The sequence below is a fragment of the Arcicella sp. LKC2W genome, from assembly GCF_034931005.1.
Taxonomy (GTDB): Bacteria; Bacteroidota; Bacteroidia; order Cytophagales; family Spirosomataceae; genus Arcicella.
On record NZ_JAYGIN010000005.1, the window covers coordinates 57972 to 83245 of the forward strand.

Below are 25274 nucleotides of genomic sequence, written 5' to 3' on the forward strand. Positions count from 1 at the left end.
AAACAAAACAAAGAAAATATATGCTAAAAACGTCTATTCTTTAAAAAATTTTTAAATCGAGCCTGCTTTGTATAAATTTGTAAGACAATTTTTTCACAGAAAAACTTAATTTTAAATTAAAATAAAGATTGTTGTGAATGAAATTATTCAAGGAAAATTACTAAAATAACTGTAAATAATTTAATATGAACTTTTATAACGATTACCTTAAAGAAATCGAAGAAAGAAAAACACAAGGACTTCATCCTAAGCCAATTGATAGTGCTGAATTGGTAAGCGAAATCATTGAGCAAATTAAAGATTTGAACAATGCAAATCGTGCAGATTCACTTCAATTTTTCATATACAACACTTTGCCAGGAACTACACCTGCGGCTGGTGCAAAGGCTAAGTTTTTAAAAGAAATCGCTCTTGGGCAGTCAGTTGTAAATGAAATCACGCCTGATTATGCTTTTGAATTGTTGTCGCACATGAAAGGTGGACCTTCAATCGAAGTATTATTAGATTTAGCTTTAGGTGCTGATGCTGATATTGCTAAAAAAGCAGGAGATGTATTAAAAACTCAAGTTTATTTATACGATGCTGATTTACAACGCCTTAAAGATGCTTTCAATAGCGGTAACGCAACAGCAAAAGAAATCATTGAAAGTTATGCAAAAGCTGAGTTTTTTACAAAACTTCCAGAAGTAGCTGAAGAAATTAAAGTAGTTACGTTTATTGCAGGCGAAGGCGATATTTCAACAGATTTACTTTCTCCAGGTAACCAAGCACACTCTCGTTCTGACCGTGAATTGCACGGAAAATGTATGATTTCTCCTGCTGCTCAGGCTGAAATCGAAGCATTGAAAGCTCAACACCCAGATAAATCAGTGATGTTAATTGCTGAAAAAGGAACAATGGGAGTAGGTTCTTCAAGAATGTCAGGGGTAAATAACGTGGCACTTTGGACAGGTAAGCAAGCAAGTCCTTATGTTCCGTTTGTAAATTATGCTCCAATTGTTGGTGGAACTAACGGTATTTCTCCAATCTTCCTTACAACGGTTGATGTAACAGGCGGTATTGGAATTGACCTTAAAAACTGGGTGAAAAAAGTTGATGCAGAAGGTAAAATTGTTCGTGATGAAAATAATGAACCAATCCTTGAGCATACTTACTCAGTAGAAACAGGTACTGTTCTTACGATTAATACAAAAACGAAAAAATTATATAATGGCGAGCAAGAGTTGATTGATATTTCTAAATCATTCACGCCGCAAAAAATGGAATTTATCAAAGCAGGAGGCTCTTATGCTATTGTATTTGGTAAAAAAATCCAGACGTTCGCTTCTCAATTGTTAGGTATTGATATTGCTCCAGTATTTGCTCCATCTAAAGAAGTATCTATTGAAGGTCAAGGACTTACGGCAGTTGAAAAAATCTTCAACAGAAATGCAGTAGGTGCAACACCGGGCAAAACATTGCACGCAGGTTCTGATGTTCGTGTTATCGTAAACATCGTAGGGTCACAAGATACTACGGGTTTGATGACTGCTCAGGAATTAGAATCAATGGCAGCAACAACTATCTCTACTTCTGTTGATGGTGCTTACCAATCAGGTTGTCACACAGCTTCAGTTTGGGATAAAAAAGCACAAGCTAACATTCCAAAGTTGATGAAATTCATGAACGAATTTGGTTTGATTACTGCTCGTGACCCTAAAGGTGTTTATCACTCAATGACTGACGTAATTCACAAAGTATTGAATGATATTACGATTGACGATTGGGCAATTATCATCGGTGGTGACTCGCATACACGTATGTCTAAAGGTGTTGCGTTTGGTGCTGACTCAGGTACAGTTGCTTTGGCTCTTGCTACGGGTGAGGCTTCAATGCCAATTCCAGATTCTGTAAAAGTTACCTTCAAAGGTGCTATGAAAGAATACATGGATTTCCGTGATGTTGTTCACGCTACGCAAGCACAAATGCTTCAACAATTTGGTGGCGAAAACGTATTCCAAGGTAGAATTATTGAGGTTCATATTGGTACACTTACTGCTGACCAAGCCTTTACATTTACAGACTGGTCTGCGGAAATGAAAGCAAAAGCGTCAATCTGTATTTCAGAAGATGCTACGTTAATCGAGTCATTGGAAATTGCAAAAAGCAGAATCCAGATTATGATTGACAAAGGCATGGATAATAAAAGCCAAGTGCTTCAAGGATTGATTGACAAGGCTAATAAGAGAATTGCTGAAATTCAATCAGGAGAAAAAACAGCTCTTAGACCAGATGCTAACGCTAAATATTACGCTGAAGTTGTTGTTGATTTAGATTTAATTGCTGAACCAATGATTGCTGACCCAGACGTAAACAACGCTGACGTTTCAAAAAGATATACGCACGATACTATCAGACCGTTGTCTTACTACGGTGGCGACAAAAAAGTTGACCTTGGCTTTATCGGTTCTTGTATGGTTCACAAAGGTGATATGAAAATTTTGGCTCAAATGTTGAAAAACATCGAAGCACAAAATGGCAAAGTTGAGTTTAAAGCACCACTTGTAGTTGCTCCTCCAACTTACAACATCGTTGATGAATTGAAAGCAGAAGGTGATTGGGAAGTATTACAGAAATACTCAGGTTTTGAGTTTGATGATAATGCACCTAAAGGAGCTGCACGTACAGAATACGAAAAAATGTTATACTTAGAACGTCCTGGTTGTAACCTTTGTATGGGTAACCAAGAAAAAGCTGCAAAAGGTGATACCGTAATGGCTACTTCTACTCGTTTGTTCCAAGGTAGAGTTGTGGAAGATACAGACGCTAAAAAAGGCGAATCTTTACTTTCATCTACGCCAGTAGTGGTACTTTCTACGGTTCTTGGTAGAACTCCAACTATCGAAGAATATGTGAAAGCAGTAGAAGGAATTAACTTGACTAAGTTTTCTCCATCACACATTAAGTTGGTGAAGTAATATAAGTCGATAGTTTACCATGAAAAAGCCTGAGTTTTTGCTCAGGCTTTTTTGCTATTTAAAGGTTTTCAACATAGGTTGATGTATGAGTGGTTGGGTTTTATTCCAGAAACTTGTTAGTTATCCAATATCCATCGGACAAGGTTTTATGGTTCAATGTGTTTTTTAAAACTGTACTTTTTGAGTTTTTTTTATGATTTTAAAATCAAATTTTCGAGTTTTTAAGCATATTCTTCTCAAATTCAACGACTTCAGATTTTCGCAAGTACCTTTGTGAAAAAAAAGATTATGAAGTATAAAATGTTGGTGTTGGATATGGATGACACCTTGTTGACTGACGACCACCAAATTTCCGATAAAAATAAAGCCATGATTCACAAAGCCCAAGAGTTGGGTGTTTACGTAGTTTTGGCTTCTGGGCGACCAACACCCGCTATGATTAATTACGCTAAGGATTTGAATCTGCACACCAATGAATCTTACATTTTAGCGTATAATGGTGGACAAATCATTGAAATGAAGTCGGAACAGGTTTTATTTGAGCAAAGTATTTCAAAAGAACACATTCATCAATTATACGATTTTAGTGTTGCCAACAATGTTCACATTATTACTTATTTTGATGGGGCAATTGTTACCGAAAATGATTCTGAATATATTGATTTAGAAGTTCATATCACTGGAATGCCATTGAGACGAGTTGATAATTTTAAAGAAGCTGTCAATCAATCTTCCGTAAAATGTATCATGTTGGCTGAACCGTCTTATCTAAAGGTTGTTAGTGAGCAATTACAAGCAGAAATGTCTTCTCATAAAAGTATCACGACGTCAAAGCCATTTTTCTTAGAAATCATGCAATCAGGCATTGATAAAGCAGCCAGTTTAGCAAGATTAGCCTCAACTTTAAATATTAATGCTTCCGAAATTATTGCGGTTGGAAATGCTTATAACGATTTAACCATGATTGAATACGCAGGTTTGGGCGTTTGGGTAGATAATGTTGAGCCTGAATTGCGTGAACGTGCCAATGTAATTGTCGCTTCCAATAATAATGATGGTGTTGCGGAGGTTATTGAGCGTTTCATTGTGAATGGGGAAGAAGTATAATAAAGTAGTGGCGAATAGCATTCGCCAGTTTTGAATAATTAAAAAGCATTAGCAAGTGTTGGTGCGGTTACGAATATATTAAACAAATTCATGAAAAAGATTACATCGTACAGAGCATTATTTGGGGCAACCAAAACAACCGAACTTGCCGAGTTGAAAAAGACTTATAGAAATTTAATTAAAGAATGGCATCCTGACAAAATTCAAGATGACGAAGCCAAAAAAGAAGAAGCGGCTATTAAAAGTAAAGTTATTATTGAAGCATACGATTTATTGGTAAGTATTGCACCAGAAACCCATGCGGCTAATTTGGAAGAATATACAAAAACAATATCTGCGTCAATCATCGAAGATTTTGAATATAAGGAAGGAAGATTAAAAATCGTTTTTCCTGATAATGTTGTTTATGAATACTTTGGTGTTCCTGAAAATACGTATGTGAAATTTGTAAATGCTCCGTCAGTAGCTCGTTTTGCGAAAAGACATATTTATAATTCATTTACTTTTAGAAATGTAAGTAAATAATGATTATCCTGAATTGCCAACTTGTAAAAGTTGGCAATTTTAGTTTCCGAGCAGGTAATTTTGAAAGTTTATTTTTATGAAAATATATCTTACAAAATTCCTATCACTTGCCTAACTATCAGACCGTTCCTTTCTAAAAAATGATTTAATTTTAAACTCTTGGCGTAAAATTTGAGTTAAAACTAAAGTAGAGATTCGGTTTTTATACAAATGATTTTCTATATTTGATGGTTGTAACACCAAGTTACCTTTGAACAAGATATGTCGAAAAACTTAGTAATAGTGGAATCCCCTGCAAAGGCAAAGACCATTGAGGGGTATTTAGGGAAGGATTTTACGGTAAAATCTTCGTATGGTCACGTGCGAGATTTACCGAAAGAAAATGATGCTATTGATATAAAAAATGGCTTTAAACCTACTTATATAATCTCACCTGAGAAAATAAAAGTTGTCAACGAATTAAAAGCTCTTGCAAAATCTTCTGATGAAGTCTGGCTCGCAACCGATGATGACCGTGAGGGAGAATCCATCTCTTGGCACTTGAAAGAGGCTTTGGGATTAGCGGACAATACCAAAAGAATTGTTTTTAGAGAGATTACGAAAAAAGCCATTCAAAATGCCATTCAGAATCCAAGAACGATTGATGTCGATTTAGTAAATGCTCAACAGGCTCGTCGTGTGCTTGACCGTCTGATTGGCTTTGAATTATCGCCAGTTCTTTGGTCGAAAGTAAAAAAAGGACTTTCAGCAGGACGTGTGCAATCGGTAGCGGTAAGAATTGTGGTAGAACGTGAACGTGAGATTGAGAATTTCGATTCAAAATCTTCTTTCAAAATTGTTGCACTTTTCAATTTGAAAGGTGGAAAAGTTTTACAAGCAGAATTACCAAAAAACTTTGAAACCGAGGCACAAGCAAAAACATTTTTAGAGAAATGTATCGGAGCGGAATTTAAGATTAAAAACTTAGAAACCAAACCTGCTAAGAAATCACCAGCACCACCATTTACAACCTCAACTTTACAGCAAGAAGCCTCTCGTAAATTGGGATATTCGGTGGCATCAACGATGTCTTACGCTCAGAAATTATATGAAGCAGGTAAGATTTCGTATATGAGAACTGACTCAACAAGTCTTTCGGAAGATGCTGTTCAAAATGCAACTGCGGCAATTACGGCTGCTTACGGAGCAGAATTTGTGCAGAATCGTGTTTATAAAACCAAAGACGAAAACGCACAGGAAGCTCACGAAGCCATTCGTCCAACTGATTTTAGTGCGAATACTGCGGGTTCTGATTTGAAAGAAAAACGTTTGTACGAATTAATCTGGAAACGTGCCATTGCTTCTCAAATGGCTGACGCTCAATTAGAAAGAACAACTGCAACGGTTAGTATTTCAACTACATCAGAAGATTTAGTTGCTCAAGGTGAAGTAATTAAGTTTGAAGGATTCTTGAAAGTTTATTTGGAAGGAAAAGACGATGAAGACGACGAAGAAAACTCTAAAATGTTACCGCCTTTAAATATTGGTCAAATCTTGGATTTGGACTTAATGAAAGGTACGGAGCGTTTTTCACGTCCGCCCGCAAGATATACAGAAGCAAGTTTAGTAAAAGCATTAGAAGAAAAAGGCGTTGGTCGTCCTTCAACTTATGCACCCACTATTTCAACGATTATTAAACGTGAATATGTGGTTAAGGAAGACAGAGACGGAAAAGAACGCTCTTTCAAAGAAATGGTGTTGAAAAATAATACCATTACCGAAAAAGTAAATAAGGAAACTTACGGTACTGAAAAATCTAAATTATTCCCAACTTCGGTAGGAATGGTTGTGAATGATTTTTTGGTTGATAATTTCAAAAATGTTGTCGATTTTAAATTTACGGCAGACGTTGAAGATGAATTTGACGAAATTGCCAAAGGAAAAATCGAATGGTCGGAAATGATTGGTAATTTCTATCAAGGATTTCACCAAACAATTGAAGACAGTAAAGGCGTTGACCGTAACACCGTCGGTTCTTCTCGTGACTTAGGTATTGACCCCAAAACAGGTAAGCCAATTTCAGTTCGTCTTGGTAAATTTGGACCTTATGTGCAGTTAGGAGAACAAAAGACGAAGGACGAAGAAAAACCACAATTTTTCAATTTGAAGAAAGACCAATTAGTAACTACTATTACTTTGGAAGAAGCATTGGCTTTGATGGAATTACCTAAACTACCTCGTGAAGTTGGTTTCTTTGAAGATAAACCAATGATTATTGGAGCTGGTAAAATGGGACCTTACATCAAACACGATGATAAATATACAAGTTTGCCACCCACAGAAGACCCATTTACAGTTACAGAGGCACGTGCCATCGAAATTGTGATTGAAAAACGTCAGGCTGATGTTGGTAGTGCCATCGGAATTTTTGAAGGAGAACCAATTACATCTGGAAAAGGTAGATTTGGACCTTATGTAAAACACGGAGGGAAATTCTATTCATTGGGAAGAGGTGAGAGTTTAGAAAGTATCTCATTTGACCGTGCTGTTGAAATTATCAATGTAAAACGTAATGCCGAAGCCAATAAGTTCTTAAAGGAATTTCCAGAAAATGATACCATTAAAGTCTTGAACGGAATGTATGGGCCTTATATTCAGATAGGAAAACGTAATGTTAAAATTCCAAAAGATATGGTTCCTGCTGATTTGACTTTAGAAGATTGTATTAGATTGGGCGAAGAAGCTCCTGCACCAGCAGCGAGAGGACGCAAGAAATAGATTTTCCGAACTTCGGTAATTGAAAAAAATTAGACTACAGATTAAACAGATTGTACAGATTTTCACGGATAATATTTATAATGTTCGATGTTAATTATTCTAATCTGTTTCATCTGTGGTCTTTTTTTGTTTTACAGTAAAATAAATTTGTAAATTTGGTGAAATCAAAAACTATGACTTATCCTATTTCAAAAATGACCCAAAATCTGAGTGAAGACCATCAAAGTCGAGTATTGAATTTTTCAAGATTCAGTATGGATGATGATGCCTTTTTTGATTTTTGTCAAGATAATGAACACCTTAAAATCGAGCGAAATGCCGATAAAACTATCATTTTTATGCCACCAACAGGAGGACTTACAGGAGAGCTTAATTCAGAACTCAATGCTGATTTAATGATTTGGAAAAGAAAACATGAAGGTCATGTTTTTGATTCATCAACGGGTTTCAAACTACCTAATTCAGCCGTTCGTTCGCCCGATGCTTCTTGGCTTTCGGAAGAAAAATATCAAAGATTAACCCGAGAAGAATTAAAAAAGCATATTCCCCTTTCTCCCGATTTCGTGGTTGAATTAATGTCTGAAACCGATTCTTTAAAAGAATGTCAGCTCAAAATGGAAGAATATATTGAGAATGGTGTTCAATTGGGTTGGTTGATAAATACCAAAGTTGAAGAAGTATTTATTTATCGAATTGACGGGACGATTTCTAAAGTAATTGGATTTGATAAAACGCTTTCGGGCGAAAATGTATTAGAGGGATTTGAATTTCAATTAAGCCTTTTGAAAAAATGAAAAAAACATTAGTAGTTTTAACTGGAGCAGGAATTTCTGCCGAAAGTGGTATCGCAACTTTCAGAGACTCAAATGGACTTTGGGAAAACCATTCTATTGAAGACGTTGCGACTCCACAAGGTTGGCAAAAAGACCCCGCTTTAGTTCAACGATTTTATAATGAACGTCGTGAACAATTAGCGACTGTCCTACCAAATGAAGGACATAAAATTTTAGCTCGGCTTGAACAGTATTTTAATGTCCGAATTATCACTCAAAATGTTGATGATTTGCATGAACGAGGAGGTTCAACAAACGTACTTCATCTTCATGGACAACTTACGCAAGCTCGTGGTTGTAATGATGTCAATAAAATCTATGATATTGGTTATCGTTCTATTGAAATGGGCGAAAAAGCACAAGACGGAACGCAAATGCGTCCGCACATTGTATGGTTTGGTGAAGATGTCCCCGAAATAATGAATGCGGTAGAGTTATCTGCTGAGGCTGATATTTTTGTGGTTGTGGGTACGTCGATGCAAGTTTATCCTGCGGCAAGTTTGGTAAATTATGTAGGAAATAAAGTGCCAATTTATATCATTGACCCTAAGAAACCAGATATTTCGTTGAGTGAAACCATGACTTTTATTGAAGCAGGTGGAAGTGAAGGTCTTCAAAAACTATGGGAAATTTTAGTAAAGTAACACAGACTTTAGTCTGTATCAAACAAGAACAGATAATCATCTGTATCAATTCTAATCAAAATCTAATGAATTATTGGCTCGTAAAATCAGAACCCTTCAAATATTCTTGGGATGATTTCGTTAATCAAGGGACAGGTGTTTGGGACGGTGTTCGCAATTATCAAGCACGGAACAATCTGAAAGCTATGCAAGTTGGCGACTTAGTTTTTTTCTATCATTCTAATGAAGGTTTGGAAATTGTAGGTTTAGCAAAAGTTGTACAAGAAGCTTATCAAGACCCTACAACCGAAGATAATCGTTGGGTGGTAGTAGATTTAGTTCCTGTTGAAAAATTGCCTAAAACAGTAACACTCAAGCAAATTAAAGCCGATGAAAGATTGAAAGACATTGGATTAATTAAACAAATGAGGTTGTCTGTCACCGCTATCAAACCCGAAGAATTTGATATTATTCTTGGTTTAGCTCATGATTAAATTGAGTTGAATCAGAAAATTAACCATTATCAATCCATGAAAACGCTTTTTATTCGCAACACACTATTATTGGTTTTATCGTTTGTGAGTTTCTATTTAGAAGCCCAAAGCATAAAACGTCTTGAAATTCCGATGCCTACCAACAGCACCGAAATGTTTACCATTCCTATCAATGACCAAGGTGTACTTGTGTTGAATCAACTCAATAAAACCAATTATACCCTTACTCGTTATGACACTAATTTAGACCGTCTATGGGTAGTAAACGGTACAATTGATGCAAGTTTAGATTATGTAAAACACGCTTATGATGGTAAAAATCTGTATTTGCTTTTTAGCCGATACAGAAGTAATGTCTATGAAGTTGTGAAAGTAAACATTGGGCCAGGGTTTATCGAGAAATACCAAATTATGTCGGTTGATAGAATGGAAGTTTCTGATTTTCAGGCACTCAATTCGTCCGTTTTTATTGGTGGTGTTGTCAATGCTCAACCAGTTATTTTGTTTACGAATTTACAGGAACGCAAAACGAAAATTTTACCAAGTGCTTTGAAAAACCAAGCCGAAATTCAATCAATGGAATTAGATACTACAACTGGATTGGTTAATGTTACCTATGCTGTTGGAACTCGTGGTAAAAATTATCAATTGGTTTTAAAGTCATTTGATGAATACGGAAAGCAGATTACTCAAGTTGTGATGGATCCTGAAAATGAATTTGCCATGATGAACGGTCGTCTGAGTTTAGTTTCTGATTCTACCGAAGTAATGTTTGGAACGTATGGACACAAAAACACGATTGGTTCTTCAAAAGGACCAACTTCACAAGGGATTTATTTTTCGAAATTGATTGATAATGAACCTGTTGATGTGAAATTTCATAGTTTTACAGAATTCAAGAACTTCTTTAGTTTTATGTCTGACCGTCAGCGTGAAAAGCAAGAGAGAAAAATTCAAGATAAAAAGGAAAAAGGAGAAGATTTGCGGTTAGATTATCGTTTGTTAGTTCACGATATTGTCAAACAAGATGATAAATACATCATGGTTGCCGAAGCTTTTTATGCAAATTACCGTTACAACAATACAAGTCCCTACGGTTTTGGCAATGGTTGGAACAGCTTTGGAAGTCCGTATTCATCGTTTTATAATCCTTATCGTTGGGGTTATGGCAATTATGGTTTGTACTCGCCATTTAGTTCATACTATTCGCCGTGGGGTTGGGGAAATCGAAACTACAATAATTCTCAAGCCTTTGATGGTTGGATTTACACCCACGCAATTGTAGCGGCATTTGACGAAAAAGGGAATCTTTTGTGGGATAATAGCATCGAAATGAAAGATGTCAAAGAACAAAAATTGACTGAAAAAGTAAAGGCTTCCATAAAAGGAGATGAAATAGCACTTTCATATAGTAATAAAGGGCAAATATTTACAAAAATTATCAAAGCAGAAAAAGTGCTTGAAAATACTCAGCCAAGACCTATTGAAACCCAATTGGAAGGCGATAAAGTCAAGCAAACAACTTCGGATAATATTGATTTTTGGTACAATAATTATTTCATAGCCTCTGGTTATCAGAGAATTAGCAATGACCAAGAAGGTGGTAGAAGAAATGTATATTATTTGAATAAAGTATCGTTTTAGGGTATCACGCTGTTTTGATATTGTAGATAAAAGCCTCTAAACATTTTGTTTAGAGGCTTTTATTGTTTGTTAAGCCATTTAATAAAATTATCTTTGCTAAATGGTTATAAGACCATTTTTTATTATGCAACAAGAGACAATACAACTACAAACACCACAAAATTGGAAAGAATATCAATTGATTGATTCAGGTGGGTTTGAGAAATTAGAGAAATTTGGAAAATATATTCTTCGACGCCCAGAACCACAGGCGGCTTGGGATAAGTCTATGCCCGAGTCGGAGTGGGAGAGAACTGCCAATGCCATCTTTAAAAAAGAAAAAGGCTCGCAGGAAAAAGGGGAGTGGATTATGAAAAAAGGGATGGAAGACCGTTGGTTTATGAACTATAAAACGGCTGATTTAGATTTGAACTTTAAATTAGCGTTGTCGTCTTTCAAACACGTGGGTATTTTTCCAGAACAAGCTTCAAATTGGGATTTTATTCAAGATAAAATCAAGAAACTACCTGTAAAAACGCCAAAGATACTAAACCTTTTTGCTTACACAGGTGGAGCATCAATTGCCTCTAAGCAAGCGGGTGCAGATATTACGCACGTTGATTCTATCAAACAAGTGATTTCATGGTCGAGAGAAAATATGGAAGCCAGCAATTTAGAAAATATTCGTTGGGTGGTTGAAGATGCCTTAAAGTTTGTGAAACGTGAAGCAAAAAGAGGGAATACTTATAACGGAATTATTCTTGACCCACCTGCGTATGGACGTGGGCCAGATGGCGAACGTTGGATTTTAGAAGAACAAATCAATGAATTATTGAAAACGGTTTCGCAAATTTTAGATAAGGAAAACTATTTCTTGATTCTGAATATGTATTCAATGGGCTTTTCGTCCTTGATAGTTGAGAATTTGATAAAATGCTCTTTTGAACAGTCGAAAAACCATGAATTTGGCGAATTATATTTGAATGATAGCTTCGATAAAAAACTACCTTTAGGCGTTTTTTATCGTTTCGCAAGCATATGAACCTGTTTAAACTTTCTCTTTCGGCTAAAACTAAGTCTTTTAGAATCCTTTAAATCAAAATTTTATCAACGTAGCTCTGCTATGTTTCAAAAATTTCAGTTTAAAGACTTCAAAAATACACTACTTTGTATCTCAAAACAGAAAGTTTAAACAGGTTCTATAATAAAAAGGGTCAGATAAATAATACCTGACCCTTTTCTCTTTCTTATTGAGCAAAAACTTCAAGAGCTTTTAATACAACAAGAAAGATAACAAAATAGTAAATTTTTTTCATTTGTGGTCAGTGTTTATAGTGGTTAATCTTCTGATGCAAAGCTACTTATATTTTTGATTTATCAAAAGGAAATATCAATTGTTTCAAAAATAATAACATACTATTTACAAAAAATAATCAAAATGAAATAAAATTGAACTCGCCCCAAAAATATTCTTCAATAAATAGCCCAACTCAAATACTTAATTGTATTCATTTTGTAATTTTGATTAATGAATAGGTTTTTAATGTCTTTTATAAAATTTTGCTTCCTTGTTACTTTATTTAGTTCATGTATAAATGAATCTAAAAGAGGAATAACAATTCCTCTTGTTCCTGAGGTAACAGAAAAAGCTCGTAGAGAAGCCGCTATCGCATTTTTGACAGATGCGATAGATGCAACTCCTAACAGCTCCGCAAATTACTTTAAACGCTCGCTTCTGTTGTTAGAGAATGAGAAAATTAAAGAGGCTTTGGAAGATATAAATAATGCCATTGGACTGAAACCAAATGTTGGCGACTATTTTCAAGCAAAAGCTCTTATTCTTAGAGCATCTGGAGAGCCAAGATTAGCTTTAGAGGCAGCATCCAAAGCGGAGGTGTTAAATATTGAATCTCCCGAATTATTTACGCTCTTAGGAGATTTATATCAGCAATTACGTCAATTCGGAACGGCAAGGTCTTATCTTCGAAAGGCTTTACAAATTTCTCCTAATAACGGTGAAACATATTTTTATCAAGGTGAAATAGCTGCTAAAACTGCTGATACCATAACTGCCTTAGCTCTCTATCAACAAACACTTGGATTGAAGCCAAGTTTTTTGCCTGCATATTTGAAATTGATTCAAGTGCATACCAATTTAAAACAGTATGATATGGCACTTTTATATAGTCATGAAGCCTTAAAATATCACCCTAAAAGTGCTTCCTTATACTTTCAAAGAGGCAATACATATCAGCGTGCATGGAAGTTTGACAGTGCTGTACAGTGTTACAATAAAGCTATTATATTAGATACTAATTTCGTAGATGCAAGTTTTAGTGCTGGAATTATTTATTTTAAAACTCGTTCTTTCAAATTAGCGTTGCCATACTTTGAAAGAACCTTCAAACACAACCCTAAATATCCAGATGCTCGATATTACGTGGCACAATGTTTGGAATATACAGGTGAATATGAAAAAGCAGAAGAATATTATAATCAAATGTTAGCTGAAAATAATCAAGATTATAGAGCATTAGGAGGAGTTTCGAGGGCTCAAAGAAAACAATTGTACGGAGAATATATACCTAATTTTGATTTAAAGTATGACACTGCTGCTTTTCCCAAATTTGAAATGCCTAAAAGGTCACAAGTTGATACTAATTTGTTGAAACCAATACAGTCGAAAGGAATTAATTAAACTATAAACTATTGAAGAATTTGGAAAGAATTGTTAGTTGTAAAACACTGATTTTCAATCAAAAACGCTTCAAACAAACACAAAAAAAATGATTAAAATTAAATTACCAGATGGTAGTGTCAGAGAGTATGCTCAGGGTTCAACTGGGATGGACATTGCCCTCAGTATTTCAGAAGGTTTAGCTCGTAATGTCTTAGCCGCTAAAGTAAATGGAAAAGTAGTAGATGCTTCTTTGCCAATTAATGAAGATTCTGATTTTCAACTTCTTACATGGAATGATTTAGACGGAAAAGCCACGTTTTGGCATTCATCTGCTCACTTAATGGCAGAAGCTATTGAAGCTCTTTATCCAGGAACGAAATTCGGAATTGGTCCTGCTATTGAAACTGGATTTTATTACGACATCGACATGGGTGAGAAAACCCTCAGTTCGGAAGAATTTAAGAAAATTGAAGATAAAATGCTTGAATTGGCACGTCAGAAGAATGAATATTCTCGTTCTGCCGTTTCAAAAGAAGATGCTATAAAATATTTTGAAGAAAAAGGTGACGAATATAAATTAGAATTGCTTGAAGGTCTTGAAGATGGTTCAATTACCTTTTATCAACAAGGAAACTTCACCGATTTGTGTCGTGGCCCACATATTCCTAACACAGGATTTGTTAAAGCGGTTAAATTAATGAGCGTTGCAGGTGCTTACTGGCGTGGAGATATTTCCCGCAAGCAAATGACACGTGTTTATGCGGTAACTTTCCCTAAACAAAAAGAATTAGAAGAATATTTGACGCTTTTAGAAGAGGCAAAACGCCGTGACCACCGTAAATTAGGGAAAGAATTAGAATTGTTTGCTTTCTCTGAAAAAGTGGGAATGGGCTTGCCTTTATGGTTGCCGAAAGGAACAATGTTGCGTGAAAGATTGGAAAATTTCCTTCGTAGAGCTCAGGTTCGTGCAGGATATTCACCTGTCATCACGCCGCACATCGCTTCTAAGGAACTTTATGTGACCTCAGGACACTATGCCAAATATGGTGCAGATTCATTTCAACCAATTCATACACCAGATGAAGGTGAAGAGTTTTTCTTGAAACCGATGAACTGCCCACACCACTGCGAAATTTATAAGACTAAACCACGTTCGTATCGTGATTTGCCTTTGCGTTTAGCAGAATTTGGAACAGTTTACCGTTATGAACAATCAGGTGAATTACATGGTTTGACCCGTGTACGTGGCTTTACTCAGGATGATGCACATATTTTCTGTCGCCCCGACCAAGTGGAGGACGAATTTATGAAGGTGATTGATTTAGTAATTTACGTATTCAAAGCCTTAGGATTTGATAATTACTCCGCTCAAATTTCACTTCGTGACCCAGAAAATAAAGAAAAATACATTGGGAAAGACGAAGATTGGGATAAAGCAGAAGCCGCTATCATTAAATCGGCAGCCGCTAAAGGTTTACCAACCGTTGTAGAATTAGGAGAAGCCGCTTTCTATGGCCCTAAATTAGACTTCATGGTGAAAGATGCTTTAGGACGTAAATGGCAGTTAGGAACAATTCAAGTAGATTATCAATTGCCACAACGTTTTGAATTGGAATATACTGGTTCAGATAATCAAAAACATTGCCCTGTCATGATTCACAGAGCTCCATTTGGTTCATTAGAGCGTTTTATTGCTATTCTAATTGAAAATACGGCTGGTAATTTCCCATTGTGGCTTTCTCCTGAACAATTAGCAGTTTTACCAATTTCAGAGAAATACGAAGATTACGCAAACGAAGTATTTTTAAGACTACAAGAGCAAGATTTAAGAGGATATATTGACCATAGAGACGAAAAAATTGGTCGTAAAATCCGTGATGCGGAAGTTAATAAATTACCGTTCATGTTAATTGTAGGCGAAAAAGAATCGGAACAAGGAATGGTTTCAGTTCGTAAAAAAGGCGAAGGAGATTTAGGAATGATGCCAATTGACGAGTTTATTAAAATTGCTCAAGAAGAGGTAAATAAAAATATTGTAAAATATTAAGACACATTAAAATGGATAGTTGGCGGTCAATTATCCATTTTAAATTATCATGAGTCAATTAATAAAAATAATTTGCAAAGTTTCATTTTTTAAGTTAGATTTCGAATGAAACTAAAAAAATGTATTTTTTGTAACTTTTTTGAGTAATTTGCAGTTGATTAGTTATTACAATTAGGTAAACCTAAAATATAAACATTTTAAAACCAATCATTTATAGAATATGGCGTTACGCCCCAACAACAATTTTAGAAATAATCGTAGAGAAGAAGAACCTTACAGAATCAATGGTCTTATTAAAGGCGTACTTGAAGTACGTTTAGTAGGTGAAAACGTTGAGCAAGGTATAATGGATTTCAAAAAAGCTCTTGAAATTGCCCAAGGGCAGAATCTTGATTTAGTAGAAATCTCTCCAAAAGCCGTTCCACCAGTTTGTCGTGTTACGGACTATGCAAAGTTCAAGTACGAACAAAAGAAAAAACAAAAGGAAATTAAAGCAAATGCTGCCAAAACAGTATTGAAAGAAATCCGTTTTGGTCCTAATACTGATGACCACGACTTTAATTTCAAACTTAAACACGCCATCAACTTTTTGAAAGAAGGTGCAAAAGTGAAAGCTTATGTTCACTTTGTTGGTCGTTCAATTGTATTTAAAGAAAGAGGTGAAATATTACTGTTGAATTTTGCGAAAGGTTTAGAAGAAGTAGGAAAAGCTGACGAAATGCCAAGACTGGAAGGGAAACGTATGTCAATTATGTTTTCTCCAAGAGAAAAGAAAAAGTAATCACTCTTCAATATTCAAAATTCCCTTTCATTCTTTTTTTCAAAGAGTGTAGGGAATTTTCTTTTATTAGCACTCAGGTCTATGAAAAAACTGTTACTGATTCTCTCTTTTCTGCCAATCTGTTTTTCATCTTTGGGACAAGATAATTTATCTCAAAACCCTGCCACTTTGCAATGGTCGCAAATAAAAACGCCACATTTTCGCTTAATTTTTCCTTCTCAAATATCGAATACTGCTCTTAGAAGTGCTAATGTTTTGGAAACAGTTTATGAACCTGTCAGCAAGACTTTAGGACATCAACCTCGAAAAATCTCAGTTATCTTTCAAAATCAAACAACTGAGTCAAATGGTTTTGTATCTCTTCTTCCTCGTCGAACTGAATTTTTTACCACAACTCCGCAAGATTATTCTTTACTTGGCAATAATAATTGGTTAGATTTATTAGCAATTCATGAGTTTCGGCATATCGTTCAAAACGATAAGGCATTAACAGGTGCGAGTAAATTATTTTATACATTATTCGGAAATAATGGACTGTCAGCTCTGACATCATTAACTGTTCCCAACTGGTTTTGGGAAGGTGATGCAGTTGGTGTAGAATCATCATTGACAATTTCTGGTCGTGGACGAATTCCAACTTTTGACATGGCTTTGAGAACGCAATTGTTAACCAAAGGAGCCTATAATTATTCTAAAGCAGTTTGTCGTTCGTACAAAGATTTTATTCCCAATCATTATGTAAGTGGTTATTATATGACTACTTACATGAAAAATAAATTTGGAGAAAAAGCGTGGAATAATGTTTTAGAAAATACCTATAAATTCCCGTTTTATCCATTTTCTTTTTCAAATAATATTAAAAAAAATACTGGACTTACCACCGAACAGCTTTATAAGCAGGCTTTTAGTGATATTGCCGAGAAATGGAAAAACCAAGTTGCCGAAGTTAAAGAAACTTCTGTTGATTATTTAAAAATTAAGAATAACAAATATTATACAAACTATGAGTTCCCACAAATATTACCAGATGGGAGAATTTTAGCACTTAAATCTGGACTTTCGGATATTCAACAATTGGTCGTTTTAGATACTCTACAACAAGAAGAAAAGGTTTTAGAACTTGGTATTTTAAATGAGTCAGGGACACTTTCTGCTGTAAATTCTAAGGTTGTTTGGGCTGAATATAATTATGATATTCGTTGGGGACAAAGAGATTATTCGGTAATCAAAATATATGATTTTAATACTGAGCGAGTAAAAAGTTTAACGAATAAATCAAAATTAACTGCTCCATCACTTTCTCCTGATGCTAAGAAAATAGTTGCCATTGAAAATGGCATAGATAATAAAATATCATTGGTGATATTGAACTCAGAAAATGGTTTGGAAGAACAACGCTTTCAAAATGAAAAAAATGCCGTTTATCTTCACCCACGATGGTCTGATGATAATGAAATTTATGTCGTCAAATTACTGAATGGCTTAAAAACAATTGCAAAAATCAATATTAATTCTGGCAATGAATCCGAGTTATTTTCACCAGTCAATGAAAATATTGCTTACCCTATTAAAAAAGGAAATTTTGTTTTGTTTAATTCTGGAATATCTGGAATAGATAATATTTACGCTTATGACTTGCAAAACCATCAGCGTTTTCAGGTTACCAATCGAAAATTCGGGGCATTTAATCCTACTTTTAGTGCGGATGGAAAGAGGCTTTATTTTAATGATTTTTCAATTAAAGGGCATCAGGTAGTTTCAATGCCGTTTGAGCCTAATCATTTTTTGCCATTTGACGAATCGCTCTTAAAGCCTGTTAAATATTTTGGTCAAATGGTTTTACAAGAAGCTGGTGAAAATTTATTGAAAAATATTCCAACTATTGGCTACGAGGTAAAACCATACAGTAAAGCTAATATTTTCAATATTTATTCTTGGGGGGTTGTCTTAAATTCCTCAGATGCTAATAATTTGAATGTAGGAGTCTCTTCCAAAGATTTATTGAGTACCACTTCTATTTCAGCGGGTTATACTTATAATGCCAATGAAAATAGAGGGCAGTATTACACAAATATTAGTTATCAAGGTTGGTATCCTACCATAAATTTTAGCTACACAAACGGGCAAAGGCAAGCAGAATTTTATATTGATAGACAAACTCCTTTAGATAGTTTATTGAGTGATAGATGGAATCAGCAACAGGTTGTTTTTGGGGTGGGACTGCCATTGAATTTGACACGTTCTAAATTTGTAAGGTCGCTAAATATTGGGGTGAATGTGGCTCATACAGTGATTGCAGGGTATGATTTAAAAGTCAGAACTCCATCCTTGAATTTTAATGGTAGTTTAAATTCGATGATTTATACGCTGAATTATTCAAGCCAAATAAAAATGGCAACTCGTGATATTGCACCACGATTTGCCCAAACAATGAGTGTTTATTATCGAAATTTACCTTTTGGAGGTGATGTTAACGGCGGATTAGTAAGTTTTCAGACGGGACTATATTTTCCTGGATTATTGCCACATCATAGTTTAAAATTGCAAGCTGGTTTTCAATATCAGACTGGTTTTAAAACGGCTATTGGCTCTCCAAATGAGAAATTATACTTATTTAGTAGTCCTATTTTTTTTCCAAGAGGCAATACTTATAGAGCCTTTGAAGATTTAACAACTGCGTCTATCGAATACCGTTTTCCCTTGCTTGAGCCTGATTTGGCACTTGGAAGACTATTTTATCTCAAAAGACTCAAAGCAAATATTTTCGGAGATTTTGCAAAAGGTTCGACCTATTATAATTGGACAGAATCAAAAGATGGAAGACAAGTATCTTTCAGAGGTTCAAATGTCGGCAATTACACTACGCTCGGTATTGATTTAACTGCTCAATTTCATATTATGCGATTTTCTCAACAATTTGAGGCTGGTTTAAGGACAATTTATTTACCAAACATAGGGCAAATTTTATTTCAACCCTTAATTTTGAATATTGGTTTTTAACTTATTTTAAATTTATACCCAATCCTTATGCGTTTTTTCACTCAACAAATCTATTGGCTGGTTCAACTCTTTTGGTGGTTGTTCACCACTTTTATTCTACGTTTTCCGACTACCAAATACTTTGAAAATCCACAAATTAGGATTAGCTATTTGATTATTAGCTTCTTAATAGGCATTGTTCTCACTCATTTTTATATCATGCTGTATGAACAAAAGCCCCGCAAAAGCAGAATGTCATTGATGTATGCCATTGGCGGCACAATAATTACGGGACTGAGTTTTTATTTATTGGATTATTATTTTGGTTTTCAGAGGTATCGTAAACCAAGTCAGGGTTTACCGCTTGAGTTATATGACTATTTTCAGTTTTTTGTTGAGTCAATAAGATATGTCGTTTTGTGGTTTTTATTCTATCACTTATTGGTTATTAATACAGTTTCTAAGAACAAAGCGATTGCCTTAGCACAATCTGAAACGGCATTAAAAATAGCAGAATTAGCCAATTTGAAGAACCAGTTAAATCCTCATTTTTTGTTTAACGCTATCAATAGTATAAAGGCTTTGACAATTTCAGACCCTTCAATGGCTCGTGAAGCTTTGACACAACTTTCTGAGCTTTTAAGAACGTCTTTAACAGTTGGGAATGAGCATTTAGTATCTCTTGAAACAGAAATAAATTTTGTAAATGACTATTTGTTTTTAGAGAAAATACGGTACGAAAACCGCTTAAATTATTCCTTCAAGGTAGAGAAGAATTCTTTATCGTTCAAGATTCCTCCGATGTCACTACAATTATTGGTTGAGAATGCGATTAAACATGGGATTTCAAAGTATAAAACAGGAGGAGAAATTTTTATAAAAGCCACTTTAGAAAATAATATTTTTAGACTTTCAGTCGTAAATAGTGGAAAATTAATTCCCAATTATTCTCCTACTGGCGTTGGACTGAAAAATTTAGAAAAGAGATTATATTTGAATTTTCGAGAAAATGCAATTTTTTCAATTTCCGAAGTTGATAATCAAGTTATTTCCTTAATTACAATAACAAGTGCGTAGTGCTTAGTTTTGTAATTTTGAGGTAGAAAATAATCTTAAATTTCCTTTCAAATCCAGTTTTTTAAAGCGTGCAGTTAAGCCGCTACTAATGATTATTTCGTGTGTATTTTTAATAGTTACTGTATCGACTGATGATGGAATTCTATTGCATTCCCAAGTTGAGGAGTCGTGCCAAGTGCCAGAGTTTGCACTGGAGATAGGAATTAGGCCTGCAAAATTACTTGGAATGGAGATTTGTGGTGAAATTAATATATTCCCTAAAATGTCTTTCACCCGAAGTCTAAAGTTGCCCGACGATGATGCGTAACTCGATGAAGATGATAAATTATTACTTGCTCCGCTGTTATTTGTCCAAAGATAATTAGGATAACTATTATTGGTTTGAATCATTAAGCTTGTAATACCGTTGCAGGTGCTTAATAATTGTGGAGGTGGTGTAGGTAGATACGGAGTTGAATTAATAAAAAAGGAGCTACTTAACTTTTGTGACCATTCTTTTGCTAATATTCTGTGTCCAATCCCAACAAAATGGATACTATCTGAAGTTCTTATGTTTAATCCAACCAAAGAGTCTGTTTTAGGACCTTCAAATACATGATTGGTGTAGTTTAATTGTTCTGTGCCATTTAAGCCAATCACGTCATTTTGTGCATCAATTACGGGTTGCCAAGTTCTTGAATTTACGATTTGGAATCCTTTGTATCGAGTTGCTCGTGAAACCACCCATGCCAAATTACTTTTACCGCTATGTTCACGGCTTTTAGTGATAATATTTTTGAGATATTGTCCATAATTATGACGAGATGTTTCTTGTAAATTATCCGTCTCTCCTTGATGCCAAAGTACGGCTCTTGCACCAAATTGAGCAAGATAAAAGTGTAACGCTGCTCTCAAATTTCCATAAGGCATTCCTCTGGGCATGGTAATAAAATTAAAAGGTGTTGCAGTAGAATCATTTGCGGATTCATTCCAAGCTGCTGCCCCTGTGCCAGACCAACCTGCATTAAAAAAGGCAACTGGTACATTTAATTTTTTTGTCAATGTATCGCCCAAAGCACCCCAGCACCATGCACTCACACCAAATGGTGAAATATTAAAGGTTGAATCCAGTCGAGTGAACTCTGCTCTCGGTAAAACGATTGCTCCATAATTTACTGGAAATGATAAGGTATAATTAACAATACTGACACGGTCATCGTTGGACATAGGGCCGTAATTACCTTGATTTTTCAATTCACCATCCCCAGTAGCGTTTGATTGTCCAGCTATAAAAAAAACTTCACCTACCCCAATTCTTTGCAAAGATGCTGACCCAATTAAAGTTGTACCATTCCAACATCTTACTTCAATATCATACCAACCGCCACTAATTATCATTGAACCATAATAGAAACCATTCATGGGGTTAGATTGAATAGTAGTCCAATTGGTGCTGACTCCTTGAGATGGAGACATGGTTCGAGCTAGGGCTCTTGCTTCCACTTTATCCGCAAAAGTAGGATAATTTCCAGCTATATATAAGGTCGTTTGATTACTATTATCTCTTTGAAAAACACTTCTACTTGTTGGATAAGTAATAGTCACTTGTGCCGATACAATTATTGACGATAAGCATAAACACAAAAAATTGAATAACGTATATAATTTATTCATAGGTATCAAAATTGGTAAAGAGTCTCTAAAGAATTAGTTTGAATTTTTTAGTTGGCAGCTTTGGGAAGGGTAGGTTGTTTTTTTGCTACAAATATAATATTAAATACCATTTAATCTGCTGTCTGGCAGGGGAATCCTGCATAAAAAAATCCCTTTACAATTGAAGTAAAGGGATTTTAATCTATCAATTTTAATACACTTAATGATAATTAAGCGTTGATTTTTCCTCTTAATGCACGTGGGATGTCGATAGTCGCCACTGGAGCAGAAAGGTTATTCAAAATAGCTACATTTTCAGCTTTCAATTTAGCAACTTTCAAAGTTTGACCTAAATCTAAACCAGTAATATCTGCTTCAACGAAATCAGGAATGTTATCAGCTAAACCTTTCAAAGTTACTTTACGTAATTTTTGAACCATTTTACCCCCTTTACGAACACCTGGAGCATCACCGATAACTTTTACTGGAACGTCAATTTTAATTTCTTTACCTGCAACGATTTCCAAGAAATCCACGTGAAGAATCATTTCTGATACTGGGTGGTATTGTGAATCTTGAACGATTGCGTGGTGAATTTCTCCTTCGATGTTCAAAATTACTTCTGAAACTTCTGGAGTATATAATAAATCACGGAAAAGAATCATTGGAACAGCGAAGTGAATTTGTTTTTCGCCACCGTATAATACACATGGTGCAAGTGATTCGTTACGTAAATCTTTGGCAGACTTTGTGCCAAGGGTCTCTCTGTTGTACCCTACAATTTCAATCTTTCTCATTTTTGAGTGATTTGTGTTATCAGCCTTTCGCTTTCACTATCCTCTGATAACCGTTTAAATAATTATTGTTTTATAAATAATGAACTGATAGATTCATGGTCACGGATTCTGCCAATCGCTTTTGCAAATAATTCTGCTACTGACAATACCTTAATTTTATCACTCTCTTGTCTGAGAGGGATAGTATCTGTTACTACTAATTCTGTAAGTACAGAGTTATTGATGTTATCATAAGCATTACCCGATAATACTGCGTGTGTAACGATAGCTCTTACAGATTTTGCTCCTTTATCCATAATTAATTGAGCGGCTTTGCACATGGTACCACCTGTATCAATCATATCATCGACCAAAACCACATCTGCATCTTTCACATCACCAATCAATTGCATCGTTGCAATTTCATTCGCACGTTTTCTTTGCTTATCACAAATAACCATTTCAGCATTGAAAAACTTGGCAATATTCCTTGTTCTTACTACACCACCAACGTCGGGAGAAGCGAATAAAATTTTATCTAATCCCAGTGATTTCAAATAAGGTACAAAGATAGCTGTTCCTTCTAAGTGATCAACTGGAAAATCAAAAAATCCTTGAATTTGTCCAGCATGCAAATCAATTGTCATTAATCTATCTGCACCTGCGGCAGTTAATAGATTTGCCATCAATTTAGCCCCAATACCAACTCTTGGCTTATCTTTTCTGTCTTGACGAGAATATCCAAAATAGGGAATAACAACTGTTACGTAGTGAGCCGATGCTCTGCGGGCTGCGTCAATCATCAATAATAATTCCATCATGTTGTCGGCAGGAGGGAATGTTGATTGAATCAAGAATACATCGCATCCACGAACTGATTCATTAAAACTTGGCGACATTTCACCATCTGAAAATCGTTGGACGCTACTTTGTCCTAAGTCTTTGCCAAAATATCGTGCAATTTCCGTTGCTAAATATTGCGAAGACGAACCAGAGAAAATCTTTACTTGATTAATAGAAGCCATAGTTTAAGAGAGTTGCGTCAGACTCCCTGATTTCAATGTTATACTCGTGTAATTTTCCGCAAAAGTACAAAATCTCATCCGTTTAAAAAAGATAAAACCTTTGTTTTTTAGATGTTATAAGGACTTTTTATAAATTGTCAACTTGGAAAATTACTATTTTATAAAGAATCATTTGGACTATAAAAATGTGTCAAAATGACATAAATCTTATTTTGAATAAATTACTCCTTTTGCAGAAAGCAATGTGTTTTTCATCAACGAAACAATTGTCATTGGACCAACACCTTTTGGAACTGGAGTAATAAATGAACATTTTGGAGCAACTTCATCAAATTTTACATCACCTTTTAACGCAAAACCTGATTTTTTACTTGAATCTTCAACACGTGTTAGACCAACATCAATTACAACGGCACCTTCTTTGATGTATTCTGACGTAATAAACTCTGAACGACCTAAAGCGGCGATTAAAATATCAGCAGAAGCACAAACAGCTGCTAAATCTTTTGTTTTTGAGTGTGTAAGCGTTACCGTACAGTTACCGATTTTGGTATTTCTTTGCATCAAAATCGACATTGGTAAACCTACAATTTGACTACGACCAACTACCACACAATGTTTTCCAGAAGTTTCAATATTGTATCTTTCCAACAAATCTAAAACACCTTGTGGGGTTGCCGAAATATAAGCAGGAAGTCCTTTTGCCATACGTCCGATGTTGATTGGATGAAATCCATCTACGTCTTTACGTGGGTCAATGGTTTCCATTACTTTGTCGGGATTGATATGGTCGGGGAGGGGAAGCTGAACAATTAGCCCATCCATGTCATCATTGTCATTTACTTTTTTTACTTCAGCTAAAAGCTCTGATTCTGTGATCGATGGGTCAAAACGAAGGAGTGTTGAATTGAATCCTAATTCTTCACAAGACTTCACTTTATTGGCAACGTATGTTTCTGATGCTCCGTTGTTACCCACTAAAATGGCAACTAAATGTGGTGTTTTTCCACCTGAAGCTTTAATTTCAGCAACTTCCAGAGCAATTTCTTTTTTTATTTCGTCAGCTACTGCTTTACCGTCAATGATTTGCATAAATTATGGTTTTGTAATTTTCCTGCAAAATTACGGATAAGGGTTTAGGTTATGAGAGATTATTGGAAATATTTTTGATATATTCTGATTTGGTTTTATCCGAACTTGGATTTATTTGATTTTGGGATTTATCTATTGTTGGAACTTGGATTTATTTGATTGAAGGATTTTTACTTGAATATAATTATGAAATTAAATAAATCATAGTTTAGACAAAAAGTTAATCATGCTTCAAAACAAAAATCCCAAATCACATTTCTGTAATT

18 protein-coding genes are annotated in these 25274 nt (G+C 35.1%); 14 read left to right on the top strand and 4 right to left on the bottom strand.

Going from position 1 to position 25274, the window contains the following annotated elements; genetic code table 11:
- The first annotated feature begins 185 nt into the window (after positions 1–185).
- The 14 genes from VB796_RS05440 to VB796_RS05505 all read left to right on the top strand — a co-directional run bounded on the left by VB796_RS05440 (position 186) and on the right by VB796_RS05505 (position 20483).
- Positions 186–2957 carry a bifunctional aconitate hydratase 2/2-methylisocitrate dehydratase gene (locus VB796_RS05440; protein WP_323345503.1) on the top strand — a complete coding sequence of 924 codons (2772 nt, stop codon included), beginning with the start codon at positions 186–188 and terminating at the stop codon, positions 2955–2957.
- 288 nt (positions 2958–3245) lie between these two features.
- Positions 3246–4064: a Cof-type HAD-IIB family hydrolase gene (locus VB796_RS05445; RefSeq protein WP_323345504.1), complete on the top strand. Its 819-nt coding sequence runs from the start codon at positions 3246–3248 to the stop codon at positions 4062–4064.
- Positions 4065–4154: 90 nt separating this feature from the next.
- Positions 4155–4589, top strand: a complete 435-nt coding sequence (locus VB796_RS05450; RefSeq protein ID WP_323345505.1) for a KTSC domain-containing protein — start codon at positions 4155–4157, stop codon at positions 4587–4589.
- Positions 4590–4850: 261 nt separating this feature from the next.
- A complete protein-coding gene (topA, locus tag VB796_RS05455; protein ID WP_323345506.1) occupies positions 4851–7346 on the top strand; it encodes a type I DNA topoisomerase in 2496 nt (831 codons plus the stop codon).
- A 173-nt stretch (positions 7347–7519) separates the two neighbouring features.
- The gene (locus VB796_RS05460) at positions 7520–8140 is read left to right on the top strand and encodes a Uma2 family endonuclease (RefSeq protein WP_323345507.1); all 621 of its coding nucleotides are present in this window, start codon (positions 7520–7522) and stop codon (positions 8138–8140) included.
- Complete coding sequence (locus VB796_RS05465) at positions 8137–8823, top strand: NAD-dependent deacylase (RefSeq protein ID WP_323345508.1); 687 nt, start codon at positions 8137–8139, stop codon at positions 8821–8823. Before VB796_RS05460 ends, VB796_RS05465 begins: the two co-directional genes overlap by 4 nt.
- A gap of 65 nt (positions 8824–8888) precedes the next feature.
- Positions 8889–9296, top strand: coding sequence for an EVE domain-containing protein (locus VB796_RS05470; RefSeq protein ID WP_323345509.1), 408 nt, complete (start codon positions 8889–8891; stop codon positions 9294–9296).
- 36 nt (positions 9297–9332) lie between these two features.
- Positions 9333–10940, top strand: a complete 1608-nt coding sequence (locus VB796_RS05475; RefSeq protein ID WP_323345510.1) for a hypothetical protein — start codon at positions 9333–9335, stop codon at positions 10938–10940.
- 124 nt (positions 10941–11064) lie between these two features.
- Positions 11065–11961, top strand: coding sequence for a class I SAM-dependent methyltransferase (locus VB796_RS05480; protein ID WP_323345511.1), 897 nt, complete (start codon positions 11065–11067; stop codon positions 11959–11961).
- Between the two features lie 501 nt (positions 11962–12462).
- Positions 12463–13617 carry a tetratricopeptide repeat protein gene (locus VB796_RS05485; protein WP_323345512.1) on the top strand — a complete coding sequence of 385 codons (1155 nt, stop codon included), beginning with the start codon at positions 12463–12465 and terminating at the stop codon, positions 13615–13617.
- Positions 13618–13705: 88 nt separating this feature from the next.
- A complete protein-coding gene (thrS, locus tag VB796_RS05490) occupies positions 13706–15646 on the top strand; it encodes a threonine--tRNA ligase (RefSeq protein ID WP_323345513.1) in 1941 nt (646 codons plus the stop codon).
- A 220-nt stretch (positions 15647–15866) separates the two neighbouring features.
- Entirely contained in the window at positions 15867–16427 is a 561-nt protein-coding gene (infC, locus tag VB796_RS05495; RefSeq protein ID WP_109744671.1) for a translation initiation factor IF-3, read from the top strand.
- 81 nt (positions 16428–16508) lie between these two features.
- Positions 16509–19427 carry a hypothetical protein gene (locus tag VB796_RS05500; RefSeq protein WP_323345514.1) on the top strand — a complete coding sequence of 973 codons (2919 nt, stop codon included), beginning with the start codon at positions 16509–16511 and terminating at the stop codon, positions 19425–19427.
- A 27-nt stretch (positions 19428–19454) separates the two neighbouring features.
- On the top strand, positions 19455–20483 hold the full coding sequence (locus tag VB796_RS05505; protein WP_323345515.1) for a sensor histidine kinase: 1029 nt from the start codon (positions 19455–19457) through the stop codon (positions 20481–20483).
- Between the two features lie 3 nt (positions 20484–20486).
- On the opposite strand, the gene VB796_RS05510 is transcribed toward VB796_RS05505, so the two are convergent.
- From VB796_RS05510 to VB796_RS05525, 4 genes are all read right to left on the bottom strand, one after another.
- Positions 20487–22136, bottom strand: a complete 1650-nt coding sequence (locus tag VB796_RS05510) for a sialate O-acetylesterase (protein WP_323345516.1) — start codon at positions 22134–22136, stop codon at positions 20487–20489.
- A 209-nt stretch (positions 22137–22345) separates the two neighbouring features.
- Positions 22346–22912, bottom strand: a complete 567-nt coding sequence (locus VB796_RS05515) for a 50S ribosomal protein L25/general stress protein Ctc (protein WP_323345517.1) — start codon at positions 22910–22912, stop codon at positions 22346–22348.
- Positions 22913–22974: 62 nt separating this feature from the next.
- A complete protein-coding gene (locus tag VB796_RS05520; protein ID WP_323345518.1) occupies positions 22975–23916 on the bottom strand; it encodes a ribose-phosphate pyrophosphokinase in 942 nt (313 codons plus the stop codon).
- 207 nt (positions 23917–24123) lie between these two features.
- A complete protein-coding gene (locus tag VB796_RS05525; protein ID WP_323345519.1) occupies positions 24124–25008 on the bottom strand; it encodes a bifunctional 5,10-methylenetetrahydrofolate dehydrogenase/5,10-methenyltetrahydrofolate cyclohydrolase in 885 nt (294 codons plus the stop codon).
- Positions 25009–25274 lie beyond the last annotated feature (266 nt).